Source organism: Rhizobium sp. C104, assembly GCF_022354505.1.
Taxonomy (GTDB): Bacteria; Pseudomonadota; Alphaproteobacteria; order Rhizobiales; family Rhizobiaceae; genus Rhizobium; species Rhizobium redzepovicii.
This window is the reverse complement of sequence record NZ_CP092348.1, coordinates 973,735-989,169: the sequence shown is the minus strand read 5'-3', so window position 1 is coordinate 989,169 and position 15,435 is coordinate 973,735. Positions and strand designations below refer to the sequence as shown.

Genomic DNA, 15,435 nt, shown 5'->3' with positions numbered 1-15,435 from the left:
TCAATTGATTTGAGTAATTATTAATCGGCGCGTCCGGATGTGAAACGAAGAAGCGGCCTGATAGGGCCACCTCCGACTTCTTGCAGATATGATTAAGAAATCAGCCGCGAAACGGAGGCTGCAGCCTCGAAGGACGGGCCGATCACGCGGGTAAGACGCCACTTACGCGCGCCCATCGGCTGGCAGCGCGCCGCCGAAGCATTTTAAACAGGGTTACGACCGACCCGCCGACGAGGCTTGCCCATGACCCAATCCGACCCGGTGATCGAATGGCTGATCGATTCCGACCCGTCGATCCGGTGGCAGGTGATGCGCGGCCTGCTGGACGCCCCGGAGCGGGAATGGATGGCCGAGCGGGCCAGGTGGAGACCGAGGGCTGGGGCGCCAGGCTGCTTGCCTGCCGGGACGAGGACGGGCAATGGGCGGGCGGCGCCTTCCTGCCGCCGGTTTCGATCCCCAGGAATGGCGCGAGCACGGCCAGCCATGGACGGCCACGAGCTTTTCGCTGTCGCAACTCAGGGAATTCGGTCTCGATCCCGCCTGCGGGCAGGCCAGGCGCAGCGTCGAATTGATCGGCACCAACGCCCGTTGGGAAGAAGACGGCCAGCCCTATTGGCAGGGCGAAGTCGAAGAATGCATCAACCGCCGCACGATCGCCGACGGCGCTTATTTCGGCATCGATGTCTCGCCAATTGTCGACAGGCTGACCGGCGAGCGTCTCGACGACGGCGGCTGGAACTGCTTGCGGGTCGACGGCTCCTACCGCTCCCCTTTCGCCAGCACCATCAATGTGCTGGAAGGCCTGCTGGAATTCGAGAGATCGACTGGCGGCACGCCGCAATGCCGGGAGGCGCGCCGGTCTGGTGAGGAATTTCTGCTTAAGCGCCACCTGTCGCGCCCCTCCGAGCTGGTACTGGAAATCCTGCCTGAGACGCACAAAGGCGCCTTCACCAAGGAAGACGGCGAGAAAGTGCTCGACGCCAAGGGCAAGCGGATCGTCTGATCCCGCTTACTTCACCACGGCCGAGCCCTTGACAATGTCGATCGTCTCGCCGCCGTCAAGCCCGATGCGGTCGCCGTCGGGCGTCGTCATGAAACAGCCGGAAGCGCAGAGGTTCTCCGAAGCACCGGCATCGACCACGACCTCGACGCGCTGGCCGCTCTCGGTGATGACAAGCACCACTGCAGCCGGATCGGTGTTGGTGATGGATGCCGCCTGAACCGCGGGCGCGGCAAGCAGCGGGACAAGCAAAACGGCGGCAAACCTTGCCATCATGTGCGGCGGCGCGGGCGCGCCCTCCCCTCGAACGACCGGTGCTGCCCTCGGCAGCGATCCCGATGGTGGAGATCATGCACATAGACCTGTGAATGATGGCTGAATGAGCCGTTCAGCTCTTCAAGCTGCCATCCGCCGTCCGCCCGCGCAGCTGCCGCACCGGCCGCTCCTCTTCCTCGATGGGCTTGTTCTTTGGAGTGTCCCGGCCGTCCGTCCGCTCCTTGACGGCATTGGCAAGGACAGGCGGAGCATCGCGATGGATGGTGAGGTCGCTCTGCGGCAGCGGGATCTCGATGCCTTCGGCCTTGAAACGCCGGAGAATCTCGATCCTGAGATTGTTGCGCACCGTCATGCCGTCGCCCATGTCGGCGAGGAAGAAGCGCAACTCGAAATCAAGCGAATAGGGTCCGAAGCGCAGGAATTCGACGTGCGGCTCGGGATTGCGCATGACCAGCGGTATCTTCGCCGTCAGTTCCAGCAGTATATCCATCACCTGCTGCGGATCGGCATTGTAGCTGACGGAAACCGGAATTTCCGAGCGGCCGATCTTGTTACGATGCGTCCAGTTGCCGACCAGGCCGTTGATCAGCTCCGAATTCGGCACGATGATCGACTGCTTGCGGAAAGTCTCGATCTCGGTGGCGCGCACCGAGATGCGCTTGACGATGCCTTCGGCCGTGCCCGAGACGACGTGGTCGCCGACCTTGAACGGCCGCTCGACGAGCAGGATCAGGCCGGAGACGAAGTTGGAAACGATGTTCTGCAGGCCGAAACCGATACCGACAGAGAGCGCCGAGGCGACGAGCGCGAAGCTCGACAGATCGATGCCGGCGGCCGAGACGCCGATGATCGCGGCGATGCCGACGCCGAGATAGCCGATGCCCGTCTTGACCGAATTGCGCACGCCGAGATCGACATGGCTTCTTGCCATCACATTTCCGTCGAGCCAGCGCTGCAGCCAGCGTGTCAGCAGGTAGACGCCGGCAAACAGCAGGATGCCGGTGCAGATGCCGAGCAGGGAGATGCTGATGCCGCCGAGCCTGACCTCGGTAAACAGCCTATAGGCGATGATCTGCAGATCCTGCACATGAAAGCCCCAGAGCAGCAGGATCAGCGGGACGCCGACGATCAGCGCCACGGCATAGATGGCAAGGCCGACGAGCAGGCCGGCCTGGTCAATCGCCACCGGCCCCAGATTGAAGCGGCGTGTCAGGAAGCGGGCAAAGAAGGTATCGCCAAAGCTTTCCTGCCTTGAAATCGCCTTGCCGGAAAGCAGGCCGACATACATGGTGGCGACAACAGCACCGGTGATGATGAGCTGCGTGGCGACGAAGCGCGCGAGCCCGACATACCCTGTCAGCGCGGCGATGATGAGACTGGCGCCGACGACCCGCAGGATGATCGCCATGCCGCGCGGCCAATGCCTTCCCGGCGCGTCGGGATCGCCGTTCCTCGCCAGCATCGGCTTGCCGAAGGAGACCGTGATCAGGATCATGCCGATGATCAGCGCCGCAAACAGGCTTCTGATCACGGTCAGCACCAGCGGCGAGCCCATCGCCTCGCTGACGGTGCCGAACAGATAGTCGAGCCCGTTGACCACAGCCATCGCCAGCAGGCAATAGCCGATCGAGCGGGCGCCGAGATTGGAAAGCCGCACAAGCCGCCAGCGCGGCTCACGCGGCGCGAAGATGGCGTTGACGAAGCGGCCGACGAAATAGACGAGCCCGATTGTTCCGAACAGCGCGCCGATGACCGGCGCGATATCCGGCCTCAGCACGTTGAAGCCGTTCAGGAAGAAGAACGAGGTGACGAGCAGCACCGAGAGCGCCAGCGTACGGATCAGGGTCGACCAGAAGGCGATCGACAACCGGCCGATATAGGATGGCTCCTCGACCGCCTCATCGCGGCGTAGATACGCGCCGAACAGCCGGTAGCTGCCGGAAAGCAGGATGAGCGCTGAGGCGAGCGACAGGAAGATCGCGGCAAACATCGGAAAACGCTTGAATTTCCAGACGAAGACGGCCCAGCTCGACAGAGCCTGCGAGAATTCGCTGATCTCGTGCACGAAGGCGCCAGCCGCATCGTCGATCACCGAAGCGGAGACCTCGGTCCGCTTGAAAAGCGTATCGGCAAACAGCTGCCGCCGCATCTCGATGATCTGGTTGACGAGCTTCGTCACCGCGATCGACAGGTTTTCGGCGTCGCCTGTCACCGCATTGATCTGCGCCCGCTCGGCAGCGAGCGTATTGCGCTCCTGGGTGACGATCTCGGCTTCGGGAGGCTGCCCGTCCTTCGGCGGATCGCCGATCTCGGCAAGCCGGTTCTTTATCTGGTCGAAACGCGGCCTGAGATTGACCGATATGGTGATGACGGCGCGGCTGAGCTCGTCGGCCTTGGTCGCGAGCCCAACCAGCGCATCGTCATTGTCGGCATTCTGCTTGACGCCGTCCTGAAGCGCCGTCAGTTGGACCTTCGCCTTGTCGATCTCTTTCGCCGCCTGGTCGAACGGCGTATCGACAGGCGCCGGCACGGCCGCCTGCGTCTGCGCTTCCTGCGCGAAGGCTGCGGCACCCTTGAAATGCGCGCCGGCGAGCGCCAGCGTCACGAGAAGAATGGTGCGAAGCAGGATGGACCTCAGCCGCAAAAGCGCCTCCGGAAAGGTTGTCGTCGGGATGGAGTTCCAGCTTTTCCTAGCAAAGAAAGGCGACAGAAAGGCGGAAGCTCCTGGAAAGGTTTAGAAGCCGGCCCCGGGCTTGGAGAGATAATCGCGTTCCCCAGCCGTCGATTCCCGTCCGAGCATGGCATTGCGGTGCGGAAAGCGGCCATAGGCGGCGATTATGTCGCGATGGCGGATCGCATAATCCAGATATTCCTCATCGCCGAGCGCGGCGAACAATGCCACCGAACGTTGCTGCTCACCAAGGTCTTCGGCATGTTCTAACGGCAGATAGAAGAAGGTGCGGCAGGCGGTCTCGACCACCTGGTCGGCGCCGACGGCAAGGGCGAGCTTGGCCTCCCGAAGCGCCAGCCCGTCGGTTGCGAAGGCGAGAGGCGTGCCGCGATAAATATTGCGGGGAAACTGGTCGAGCACGATGACGGCCGCGAGCCGGCTCTCGGCATCCGCCCGCCATTCATCACTGATGCCCGCGGCAAGAGTCAGATGCGTCTCTCGGAAGCCTTCGCGGATCTCGACGTCGAGCTCCGGCGGCGGGCGAAACCACAGCTCCCGGCCGCATCGGACGAACCAGAAATCATAGACTTCCCTCGGCGTACGGATCGTCGTCATGTTCGCTTCACCTAGCGTTATGTTCGATAATGCGGCGTCGGTAAGCCATTGCAGAGAAGGGATCATAGTGTGCGGCATGATCCATACAGCAGACCTTCCTACTTCCAGCCACCCACGTCTATCTACTTCCCCTCACTCAACGAAAACACCAGCGTCGCCTTTGTCCCATCATGCCCGGGGTCATAGGCAAAATCCGATTTCAAGCTCGCAGCCATGGCCGTCAATATCCGCGTGCCGAGCCCGGTTCCCCTCGCCGGGCTCTCCGGATCGAATCCCGCCCCATCGTCTTCGACGATGACCCTCAACGCCTCATCCGTCTGATCGACAACGACGCGGATTTCGCCCGGCACGCCGTCGGGATAGGCGTATTTGAAGGCATTGGTGACGAGCTCGCTGACGATCAGGCCGAGCGTGATCACCTTGTCGGTCGCCAGATTGACGGGCCCAGCGGTGAGCACGATGCGGTGCGGCCGTTTGTCATCGCGCACCGAGGCTTCGAGTTCGGTGAGCAGGCTGTTCAGATATTCATCCACCTGCACCGAGCCGACCTGCCGGTTGGTATAGAGCCGGCGGTGCACGCTGGCGATGGCGTTGATGCGCATCTGGGTTTCGTGCAGCGCATCGATCGCCACCTGGTCCTTGGTCATCGAGGATTGCATGCGGATCAGCGCGCCGACAAGGCCGAGACTGTTGGCGATGCGGTGATTGACCTCGGCAAGCAGCATCTCGGCAAGGTCGCGCTGCTGGCGGATCACCTCCTGCGCCTGCGCCGTCTCGCGGCGAAAGCGCGCCCGCTCCAGCGCCTGTTCGAGGGCAGCGGCGAGCAGGTCGAAATAATCGGCCGAGATCCCCTTGAGCATATAATCGTCGGCGCCGGCTTTCAGCGCCGCGACGGCGATGCTGGTATCATCCGAACCCGTCGCATAGATGACCGGCGGATGATCCGGCAGCGCCGTGATGCAGGGCAGTATGTCGAGTCCGGTCTCGCCGGCCAGAACATGATCGAGCACCACGGCGTCGATGCCGCCTTTGCCGAGTCTCGCAAGGCCGGCAGCACCGCTCTCGGCCCATTCGACCGAAAAGCCGCGCCGGCCGAGGTTCTTCTGCATCAAGAGGGCGAGTCCCTCGTCGTCATCGATATAGAGGATGCGGATCAGGGCATCCGCATCGCCGCTAGAAGTGCTCATTCCATCTCCCGGCTTTCTCTCGCAGCGACGACCGCCCGCAAGCGTCCGAGTCGTCCGCGTAGCAATGTGGTATTGCATCGGCCGCCTGCGGTAAACAGCGGCTATCCCTCGCCCTTCTTGCAGGCGGCGCGGAAGGAGGATGGCTGGAAGCCGGCATTTTCAGAACACGACCTGACCTGGAGGAGGTTCCCATGGAGCCGTTCAAGGAGATTGGAAACGGAAAACCTGAAATGAAACGCTGAAACGCCGAGCGGCCCGATTGGTTCCGCCGGCGGGCTAATTCCTCTGGAATTTCCGATGGCCGGACACTTCGGCGCCTGCCTCCGCCGGCAATTGCAGGAAGCGCAGCGACGACATGACGCCGATCGCGCCGACCACGACGAAGGCCCAGCGGAAATCGGCAAGAACGGGATTATCGGCGCCCCTGAGGGCCGAGGTGATATTCAGCACGGCCGCCGCAACGGCGACGCCGAGCAGCATCGACACCTGCTGCAGCATGCTCGACAGCGTCGAGGCCGAGCTTCGCTGCGCCGGACCGATATCGGCAAAGGCCAGTGTGTTCAGCGCGGTGAATTCCATCGACCGCGACAGGCCGGCAAGAAAAAGCAGCGCATGGATGAAAAACTGCGGTGTACCCGGCGTGAGGAAACCGCAGGCGGCGATTGAAAGTGCCGCAATCAGCCCGTTGAACACCAGCACGACGCGGAAGCCGAAGAATCGCAGCAGCGGTGTCGTCACCGTCTTCATGCCGAGATTGCCGAGGAAATAGACGAGCAGATAGGTGCCGGCAGCAATCGAACTCAGCCCGAAACCGAGCTGGAACAGGAGCGGCAGCAGGAACGGCGTCGCGTTGATCGCCACCCTGCAGGCCGTGCCAGCCGACAGCGTCGACATCGAGAAGGTCTGGACGCGGAAGGCTGAAAGGTCGAGCAGCGGATTGTCGACAGCGAGGAAATGCCGGGTCGCCATCACAGACAGCACGATGCCGGCGGCGAGCATTGATATGACGGGGAAAAGCCCGCCGTCCCATTTGACCGAAAGCTCCAGGGCGGCAAGCAGGAAGGTCAACCCTGCAGCACTCAGAACGAAGCCGGCGAAATCCAACCGGCCGGGATCTGTCTCGCGCTGCTCCGGCACGAAGCGCAGCACCAGCGCCATGCCGAGAATGCCGACCGGGATGTTGATGAGGAAGTTCCAGTGCCAGCTGGCATAGGTGGTGATGAAGCCGCCGAGCACCGGGCCGATCACGGGTGCGGTCAGCGCCGGCCAGGTGATCAGCGCAATCGCCTGGACGAGTTCGGATTTGCGGGCGTTCTTGAGCACGATGATGCGCCCGACCGGCGTCATCAGCGCGCTGCCCGCGCCTTGGAGGGCCCGCCACAGCACAAATTCCGTAAGACTGCCGGACAGACCGCAAAACAGAGAGGCGGCGGTAAAGACGGCGATCGACATCAGGAAGATACGGCGCGCACCGAACCTGTCGCCGAGCCAGCCCGACAATGGAATGAAGGCGGCCATCGTCAGCATGTAAACGGTGATGCCGATGCTCATCGACACCGGCTGGACATTAAAGCTTGCCGCCATCTGCGGCAGCGAGGTGGCGACGATCGTGCCGTCGAGGATCTGCATGAAGAAGGAAACGGCAACGACAAGCGCCACGATCTTCGCCTGGCGGCCGCTTGCCGCCTCCTGCCCGTTCTCGCTCGTCTCTGCCGTCGTCATCGATCTGCCAATGAAAGTTTGGATACCGCGGCAGGAAAACGGGAAGGAAGCCGATCGGAGATCTGCCGCGCGAGAGAACGCGGAAAAGCGCCGCGCAATGGCTGCATACGCTCGTTGCGCGCGGCCGGAAAGGCTAAATCTCGCACTGCGCGGGAATATTCCCGACGCGGCGGGCGGCGCGACTTTAAGAAAAAGGCCCCGCCGGAGCGAGGCCAAGTTTGAACCGCTCCCGGGAAAACAGGAACGGCACCGAGGTCCATATCCTGCGGCCCATCTCGCATCGAGGTCAGATTTCTCCGTATCGGTACTCTCGCAAACCAAATTCGGGGAAGCGCCGAGATTAGTCCGCGAAGTCGTTACCCACTTGGCGAGCGGCCTGTTGGGTGCAGCAACGATTGGCGCTTGCAATGTTTATATAAAGTGCTATCACTAAACATATTGCTAAACATGATGATTGAGGAGTTCATGTGAGCATTCTCTAAAATGGGTGAACATGCGACGCCGGCGGGGAGCCGGCATTGGTTCTGGGAGGAACTTATGCAGAAAACATCGAAAGCCCTTTTGGGGCTGGCTGCGGCACTCGTCATGTCGTCGGCATTGCCCAATCTCGCCAAAGCTGAGGAACTGACGCTGTGCTGGGCCGCCTGGGACCCCGCAAATGCGCTGGTCGAGCTGTCGAAGGACTTCACCGCCAAGACTGGCACGCAGATGAAGTTCGAATTCGTTCCCTGGACGAGTTATGCCGACCGCTTCCTCAACGAGCTGAATTCCCATGGCAAGCTCTGCGACCTCATCATCGGCGACAGCCAGTGGATTGGCGGCTCGGCCGAGAACGGCCACTACGTCAAGCTCAACGACTTCTTCGACAAGGAAGGCATCAAGATGGATGACTTCGTGCCGGCGACGGTCGTCGGCTATTCGGAATGGCCGAAGAACACGCCGAACTACTGGGCACTGCCTGCCATGGGCGATGTCGTCGGCTGGACCTACCGCAAGGACTGGTTCGAGAAGCCGGAACTGCAGAAGGAATTCAAAGCGAAATACGGTCGCGATCTCGCAGCTCCGAAGACCTACGACGAACTGAAGCAGATCGCCGAGTTCTTCCAGAAGCGTGAGATCGACGGCAAGACCGTCTACGGCGCCTCGATCTATACCGAGCGCGGCTCCGAAGGCATCACCATGGGCGTGACCAACGTCCTTTACGACTGGGGCTTCCAGTACGAGAACCCGAAGAAGCCTTATGACATGGAGGGCTTTGTAAACTCGGCCGACGCGGTCAAGGGTCTCGAATTCTACAAGTCGCTCTATGATTGCTGCACACCGCCCGGCAGCTCCAACGTCTACATGGTCGAATCCGCCGACGCCTTCAAATCCGGCCAAGTCGCCATGCAGATGAACTTCGCCTTCACCTGGCCCGGCCTCTACAAGGACGAGAAGGTCGGCGGCGACAGGATCGGCTTCTTCCCCAATCCTGCTGAAAAGGCGCATTTCGCCCAGCTTGGCGGCCAGGGAATCTCGGTGGTCTCTTACTCCGACAAACGCGACGCCGCCCTGCAATACATCAAGTGGTTCGCACAGCCCGATGTGCAAGCCAAATGGTGGGAGCTCGGCGGGTTCTCCTGCCTGAACTCCGTGGTCAATGCGCCGGATTTTGCCAAGAGCCAGCCCTATGCCCAGGCCTTCCTGGACTCGATGGCGATCGTCAAGGACTTCTGGGCCGAGCCGAGCTACGCCTCGCTGCTGCAAGCTATGCAGAAGCGCGTCCATAACTACGTGGTTGCCGGCAACGGCACCGCCAAGGAAGCGCTCGACGGCTTGGTGAAGGACTGGAGCGACGTCTTTAAGGACGACGGCAAGATCTAGTGCCGGACGAAGGAACAGGCGGCACCCCTCTGCGCGCCATCCTCACCAGGGTGGCGGCCCGGATCGGCAGACGAGCCGGGCCGCCAGATCTTCCATATCCCAATAGACCGGGTGAAAAATTGACCATTTCCCATTCCTCCATCGTCGAGAATGCAGTCGATGCGACAGCAAGGGCAACGCCGGTCTCGGTCGCCCGGCGCGTCCGCGGCCTCTCCGACAGCGCGATCGCCTGGCTGTTCATCGCGCCTGCCATCATCCTACTGCTGGCGATCAACATCTTCCCGCTGATCTGGGCAATCTATCTCTCCTTCACCAATTACCGCGCCAACCGGCCGAATGCGCCGGTCCAGGGTGTTGGCTTTGGAAATTACCAGCGCGTGCTGAACGACCCCGATATCTGGCAGGCGATGCAGACCACCGCGCATTTCGTCTTCTGGACCATCCTCCTGCAAACGGTGATCGGCTTCAGCCTTGCCTATCTGATCGACCGCAAGTTCCGCGGCCATGCCTTCTGGACAACGATCATCCTGATCCCGATGATGCTGTCGCCCGCCGTCGTCGGCAATTTCTGGCGCTTTCTCTACGAGCCGCAAATCGGTCTCTTCGCCTATGCCGTCTCGCTGGTATCAGGCATTCCGACCTCCGATATCCAGATGCTTGGCAATGTCACTCTGGCGCCCTGGGCGATCATCATCGTCGATACCTGGATGTGGACGCCTTATGTGATGCTGATCTGCCTCGCCGGCCTGCGCTCGATCCCCGACTATATCTACGAGGCGGCCGAGGTCGACCGCGCCTCGCCGTGGCGCCAGTTCTGGTCGATCACCGTACCGATGGCGCTGCCCTTCATCATGCTCGCCGTGCTCTTCCGCGGCATCGAGAATTTCAAGATGTTCGACATGGTGACGCTGCTCACCGGTGGCGGGCCGGGCTCGGTCACCGAAGTCGCCTCGATCACGCTGAAGCGCGCTGCCTTCGAAAGCTGGGCGACCGGCCGGGCCTCGGCCTTCGCCATCATCCTCTTCGTCGCGGTGTTCGGGCTCGCCAACATCTATGTCAAGGCATTGAATAGGGTGAAGCAACGATGAGCGCCGCCAACTCAGCCCATTCGGTCGTCGCACCGAGCCGTTCAAGCAAGCGTATCGCCGGCACGATTGTCGTCCTCTATGCGCTGATCACCCTCATTCCGCTCGTCTGGATCTTCCTGACCAGCATCAAGTCTCCGCCGGATTCGATCAGCTATCCGCCGAAGATCGTCTTCACGCCATCGCTCGAAGGTTATTGCAACCTGTTCACCACGCGTACGCGGCAGACGCCCGACTATATCGCCTCGCTGCCGGCGCCGGTCGACACCTGTGATGAGGTGACCCGCAAGCGCAACATGGTGATCGCAGGTCCGTCGAATTTCCTGCCGCGCTTCATCAATTCGCTGGTGATCGCCTTCGGCTCCACCTTCCTGGCGGTCTTACTCGGAACGCTTGCCGCCTATGGCTTCTCGCGCTTCAAGGTCCCGCTTGCCGACGACCTGTTGTTCTTCATCCTGTCGACGCGCATGATGCCGCCGATTGCCGTCGCCATCCCGATCTACCTGATGTATCGCGAACTCGGCTTGTCGGACACGGCCGTGGGCATGATCCTGCTCTATACCGCCGTCAACGTCTCGCTCGCCGTCTGGCTGCTCAAGGGTTTTATCGACGAGATCCCGCGCGAATACGAGGAAGCGGCGATGATCGACGGCTATACGAGGCTGCAGGCCTTCCGCAAGGTCGTGCTGCCGCAGGCAACCACCGGCATCGCCGCGACCGCGATCTTCTGCCTGATCTTTGCCTGGAACGAATATGCCTTCGCCGCCCTGCTGACCTCGGGCGAGGCCCAGACCGCACCGCCCTTCATCCCGACGATAATCGGCGAAGGCGGGCAGGACTGGCCGGCCGTCGCCGCCGGCACGACGATCTTCCTGATCCCGATCCTCGTCTTCACCATTTTATTGCGCAAGCAGCTGCTGCGCGGCATCACCTTCGGAGCCGTCCGCAAATGACCCACCTGATCGAAACACGCACCCCTGCCCGCTCGAAACGACCATTCTTCCTGCGCCGCGGCCCGATGGAGAGCATCGCAACCGTTCTGATCGGGCTCGGCTTCCTGATGCTGTTCCAGCCCTTCCTGCTGGTGCTTTACACCTATTCGCTGGTCACCCTCCTTGCGGGCACCGTCATGTTCATCATCGTCTCGAAATTCCCGGAGTAAATCATGGCGGATATCCGGATCGAAAATCTCCGCAAGGAGTTCGGCAGTTTCGTCGCCGTGCAGGATTCGAGCTTCACCGTTCATGACGGTGAATTCCTGGCGCTGCTCGGTCCATCAGGCTGCGGCAAAACGACGACGCTTCGCATGATCGCCGGCCTCGAGCTGCCGAGCAGTGGCAAGATCTATCTCGACGGCGAGGATGTTACGTTCAACCGCGCCAGCGCCCGTGACATCGCCTTCGTCTTCCAGCTCTTCGCACTCTACCCGCATATGAACGTGCGCAAGAATATCGGCTTCCCCTTGCTGTCGCAGGGCATGCCCAAGGCCGAAATCCGCCAGCGCGTCGAAGAGACCGCTCGCCTGCTGCAGATCGACCATATTCTCAACCGCTCGGTCTCGGGTCTCGCCGGCGGCGACCGGCAGCGCGTGGCGCTCGGCCGCGCCATCGTCCGGCGCCCGAAATGCTTCCTGATGGACGAGCCGCTCGGCACGCTCGACGCCGAGTTCCGCGAAATCATGGTCCACGAGCTACGCGAACTGCACAACCGCATCCATGCCACGACCGTCTACGTCACTCACGACCAGCACGAGGCGATGGCGATGGCCGACAAGATTGCCGTCATGAACCATGGCATCATCGAGCAGTTCGGCACGCCGCAGGAAATCTACGCCAAGCCCGCGACCATGTATGTCGCCGATTTCATCGGCTCACCGCCGATGAACTTCATGCGCTTCACCTCGGGACTGAAAAGCGGTGACCGCTCCATCCTGCTCGACGGCGTCGATGTCGCCGTTCCGGAGATCCATCAGGACATGGCCCAAAGCGAGCTCGCGCTCGGCGTGCGGCCGGAGCATATCCGATTCAGCGACGCCTCGGCGCTCCGCGGCGCCATCTACGGCAGCGAATATCTCGGCACCAACCAGGTCGTGGCCGTGGAAACCCAGGGCGGCCTGATCAAGGCCCGCGTTCCCGCCAATCGCAGCTTCCGGATCGGCGAGACAGTCGGCCTCGAATTCAACCCGTTGAAACTCGCGCTCTTCGATTGCACGTCGGGCCGCGCGGTGCCGTCCCAGCTCTATCAGGAGACCCGGCATGGCTGATGTCGTCCTCAGAAAACTTAACAAGCGCTTCGGCGACACCCAGGCTCTATCGGATCTCGATCTGTCGATCCGCGACGGCGAATTCGTCGTGCTGCTCGGTCCTACAGGCGCCGGCAAGACCACGACGCTACGGCTGATCGCCGGCTTGGAAAGGCCGGATAGCGGCCGCATCGAGATCGGCGGCCGCGATGTCGCCGCGGAAGCACCCGCCGAGCGTGACGTTGCCTTCGTCTTCCAGCAATATTCGCTCTATCCGCACATGACGGTTTACGAGAACCTCGCCTTCCCGCTGAAGGCGCCGGTCCGCAAGCTGAGTGCGGTGGAGATCGACCGGCGCGTCCGCGAGGTCGCCCGCATGGTCAGGATCGACCACAAGCTGGAGAACCGCTCGACCAGGCTTTCCGGCGGCGAGATGCAGCGTGTCGCGATCGGACGGGCATTGGTGCGCCGGCCGGCGATCTATCTGATGGATGAACCCTTGTCCTCGCTCGATGCGAAGCTGCGCGCCGAACTGCGCCTGGAACTGAAGCGCATCCAGAAGGAACTCGGCTCGACGCTGCTCTATGTCACCCATGACCAGGTGGAAGCCATGACCATGGCCGACCGGATCGGCATCGTCGCCGAGGGCCGGCTGATGCAAGTCGGAACACCGCGCGAGATCTATGGCAATCCCGCCAATCTGCACGTCGCCGCCCGCCTCGGCCAGCCGCACATCAACCTTCTGCCGGCGGACCTCCTGCCGGGCGGCCGGCCGCCGGCCGGCACGAAGACAGTCGGCGCCCGCACCGAACATCTCGACATAATCGTCGGCAAGGATGCCAATGCCGAGATCGACTGGATCGAGCATCTCGGCGACCAGAACCACCTGCACATCAGGGTTGCCGATCCCAAACAGCCAGCGCGGGATCACAAGCTCGTCACACTTGCAGATCCATATCTGGCGATCGCACCGGGCGACCGGATCAGCCTGACGCTGCGCGATCCGCTTTATTTCGACGCGAGTGGACAGCGCCTTTCCTGACCGGCAAACAGACGTGGTGATGGCATGAAAAACAAACAGACGGGTGTCAATCGATGAAACATTTCTTCAACCGCAGGGAAAACATCGTCACCGAATCCTTGGACGGTCTGCTTCTGACGAGCGGTGCTGGCCGTCTTGCCCGCCTCGACAGCTATCCCGACATCAAGGTGATCCTGCGCGCCGACTGGGACAAGTCGAAGGTGGCGATCATATCAGGCGGCGGCGCCGGTCATGAGCCCTCCCATGCCGGCTTCGTCGGTAAGGGCATGCTAACGGCTGCCGTCTCCGGCGAAATCTTCGCCTCGCCGAGTGTCGATGCCGTGCTGACGGCGATCCGCGCCGTCGCCGGCGAAAAGGGCGCCCTGCTGATCGTCAAAAACTATACCGGCGACCGCCTGAATTTCGGCCTCGCCGCCGAAAAGGCGCGCGCCGAAGGCTTCGATGTCGAGATGGTCATCGTCGCCGACGACATCGCTATCCCCGGCATCAACCAGCCGCGCGGCGTGGCCGGCACGCTATTCGTCCACAAGATCGCAGGCTATCACGCCGAAAGGGGCGAGGACCTGAAGACGGTCGCAACCTATGCCGCTAGTGCCGCAGGCGACATCATTTCGCTTGGCATGTCGCTCTCCACTTGCAGCGTGCCCGGCCAGGCGCATGAGGACCGTCTCGGAGCCGACGAGGGCGAACTCGGCCTCGGCATCCACGGCGAACCTGGCATCGAGCGCATCACGCTGCAGCCGGTCGCCGATATCGTCGCCACCATGGTGGCGCGCCTGTCGCCGACGTTGCGCGAAGGGGTAAGCCACGCCCTCCTCGTCAACAATCTCGGCGCCGTGCCGCCGCTCGAAATGGCGGTCATCGCAAATGCCGTGCTGTCCTCGCGGCTTGGCCGTCACGTCCGACTGATCATCGGGCCGGCGCCGATGATGACCGCGCTCAATATGAACGGCTTCTCGCTGTCGCTGATCCGGCTGGATGACGTTCGCGAGGCGGCGCTGACGGCGGCGGTGGAACCGCATGCCTGGATGCCTGCCGTCGAACGCCACGAGATCAACATCATCGCCGCACCGAGAACGCCGGCCGGCATGAATGGCGCGGCCGCAGCCGGGGAAAACACGCGCAACCGTCGCTTGATCACGGCGCTCTGCGAGCATCTGATCTCGCAGGAAAGCGAACTCAACAGGCTGGACGGCCGCGTCGGCGACGGCGATACCGGCTCGACAGTGTCGGCGGGCGCCCGCAGCGTGCTTGCCCGCCTCGACACGCTGCCGCTAGATCGTCCGGCGGCAACGCTCGCCTCGCTCGGCGATATCCTCGGCACCAGCATGGGCGGGTCGAGCGGCGTGCTGCTATCGATCTTCTTCACCGCGGCGGCAAAGGCGATGGCTGACAAGGCCGAATTCGCCGCCGCTCTCCTTGCAGGGCTCGACAGGATGACGTTCTATGGGGGCGCCGGAGTCGGCGACCGGACGATGGTCGATGCGCTGTCGCCCGCCCTGCAGGCGCTCGCGTCGGGCGATGTCGCTGCGGCGGCAAAGGCTGCGGCATCAGGCGCCGAGGTCGACGAAGACGATGACGAAGGCGAGAGCCGGGCGCGCCTCCTATATCGGCGAAAGAGATCTGGCGGGCGTCGCCGATCCCGGCGCCGTCGCGGTTGCCGGCGCGTTCGGGGTGGTGGCCAGCCTCGCCTGACCTGAGTAAAGTTTGAGAGCCGCACGGGAGATGCGGC

12 protein-coding genes and 1 pseudogene are annotated in these 15,435 nt (G+C 62.5%); 8 read left to right on the top strand and 5 right to left on the bottom strand.

Translation table 11 applies throughout. The features are described 5' to 3' along the window. Positions 1–418 precede the first annotated feature (418 nt). Entirely contained in the window at positions 419–1,003 is a 585-nt protein-coding gene (locus tag MF410_RS36755) for a hypothetical protein (RefSeq protein WP_331813643.1), read from the top strand. Between the two features lie 6 nt (positions 1,004–1,009). Here MF410_RS36755 and MF410_RS06030 read toward each other — a convergent pair whose 3' ends face one another. The 5 genes from MF410_RS06030 to MF410_RS06010 all read right to left on the bottom strand — a co-directional run bounded on the left by MF410_RS06030 (position 1,010) and on the right by MF410_RS06010 (position 7,471). Further along, the gene (locus tag MF410_RS06030; RefSeq protein WP_097625825.1) at positions 1,010–1,276 is read right to left on the bottom strand and encodes a hypothetical protein; all 267 of its coding nucleotides are present in this window, start codon (positions 1,274–1,276) and stop codon (positions 1,010–1,012) included. Between the two features lie 112 nt (positions 1,277–1,388). After that, positions 1,389–3,920 (bottom strand): mechanosensitive ion channel family protein, encoded by a 2,532-nt coding sequence (locus tag MF410_RS06025; protein ID WP_097625826.1) that lies wholly within the window; start codon positions 3,918–3,920, stop codon positions 1,389–1,391. 90 nt (positions 3,921–4,010) lie between these two features. Next, positions 4,011–4,562, bottom strand: coding sequence for a DUF924 family protein (locus MF410_RS06020; RefSeq protein WP_097625827.1), 552 nt, complete (start codon positions 4,560–4,562; stop codon positions 4,011–4,013). Positions 4,563–4,684: 122 nt separating this feature from the next. Next, a complete protein-coding gene (locus tag MF410_RS06015) occupies positions 4,685–5,749 on the bottom strand; it encodes a histidine kinase dimerization/phosphoacceptor domain -containing protein (RefSeq protein WP_097625828.1) in 1,065 nt (354 codons plus the stop codon). A gap of 276 nt (positions 5,750–6,025) precedes the next feature. Then, complete coding sequence (locus MF410_RS06010) at positions 6,026–7,471, bottom strand: MFS transporter (RefSeq protein ID WP_097625829.1); 1,446 nt, start codon at positions 7,469–7,471, stop codon at positions 6,026–6,028. A 537-nt stretch (positions 7,472–8,008) separates the two neighbouring features. Between MF410_RS06010 and MF410_RS06005 the strand changes: the two genes are divergently transcribed. From MF410_RS06005 to MF410_RS05975, 7 genes and pseudogenes are all read left to right on the top strand, one after another. Next, complete coding sequence (locus MF410_RS06005) at positions 8,009–9,334, top strand: ABC transporter substrate-binding protein (RefSeq protein ID WP_097625830.1); 1,326 nt, start codon at positions 8,009–8,011, stop codon at positions 9,332–9,334. Positions 9,335–9,453: 119 nt separating this feature from the next. Continuing rightward, positions 9,454–10,422, top strand: coding sequence for a sugar ABC transporter permease (locus MF410_RS06000; RefSeq protein WP_097625831.1), 969 nt, complete (start codon positions 9,454–9,456; stop codon positions 10,420–10,422). Next, positions 10,419–11,372 (top strand): carbohydrate ABC transporter permease, encoded by a 954-nt coding sequence (locus MF410_RS05995; protein ID WP_097625832.1) that lies wholly within the window; start codon positions 10,419–10,421, stop codon positions 11,370–11,372. Before MF410_RS06000 ends, MF410_RS05995 begins: the two co-directional genes overlap by 4 nt. Then, positions 11,369–11,581, top strand: a complete 213-nt coding sequence (locus tag MF410_RS05990; RefSeq protein WP_097625833.1) for a hypothetical protein — start codon at positions 11,369–11,371, stop codon at positions 11,579–11,581. Before MF410_RS05995 ends, MF410_RS05990 begins: the two co-directional genes overlap by 4 nt. A 3-nt stretch (positions 11,582–11,584) precedes the next feature. Continuing rightward, complete coding sequence (locus MF410_RS05985) at positions 11,585–12,682, top strand: ABC transporter ATP-binding protein (protein ID WP_097625834.1); 1,098 nt, start codon at positions 11,585–11,587, stop codon at positions 12,680–12,682. After that, positions 12,675–13,703 carry an ABC transporter ATP-binding protein gene (locus MF410_RS05980; protein ID WP_097625835.1) on the top strand — a complete coding sequence of 343 codons (1,029 nt, stop codon included), beginning with the start codon at positions 12,675–12,677 and terminating at the stop codon, positions 13,701–13,703. Before MF410_RS05985 ends, MF410_RS05980 begins: the two co-directional genes overlap by 8 nt. Positions 13,704–13,756: 53 nt before the next feature. Further along, positions 13,757–15,398, top strand: a pseudogene (locus MF410_RS05975) (dihydroxyacetone kinase subunit DhaK). Positions 15,399–15,435: the final 37 nt, after the last annotated feature.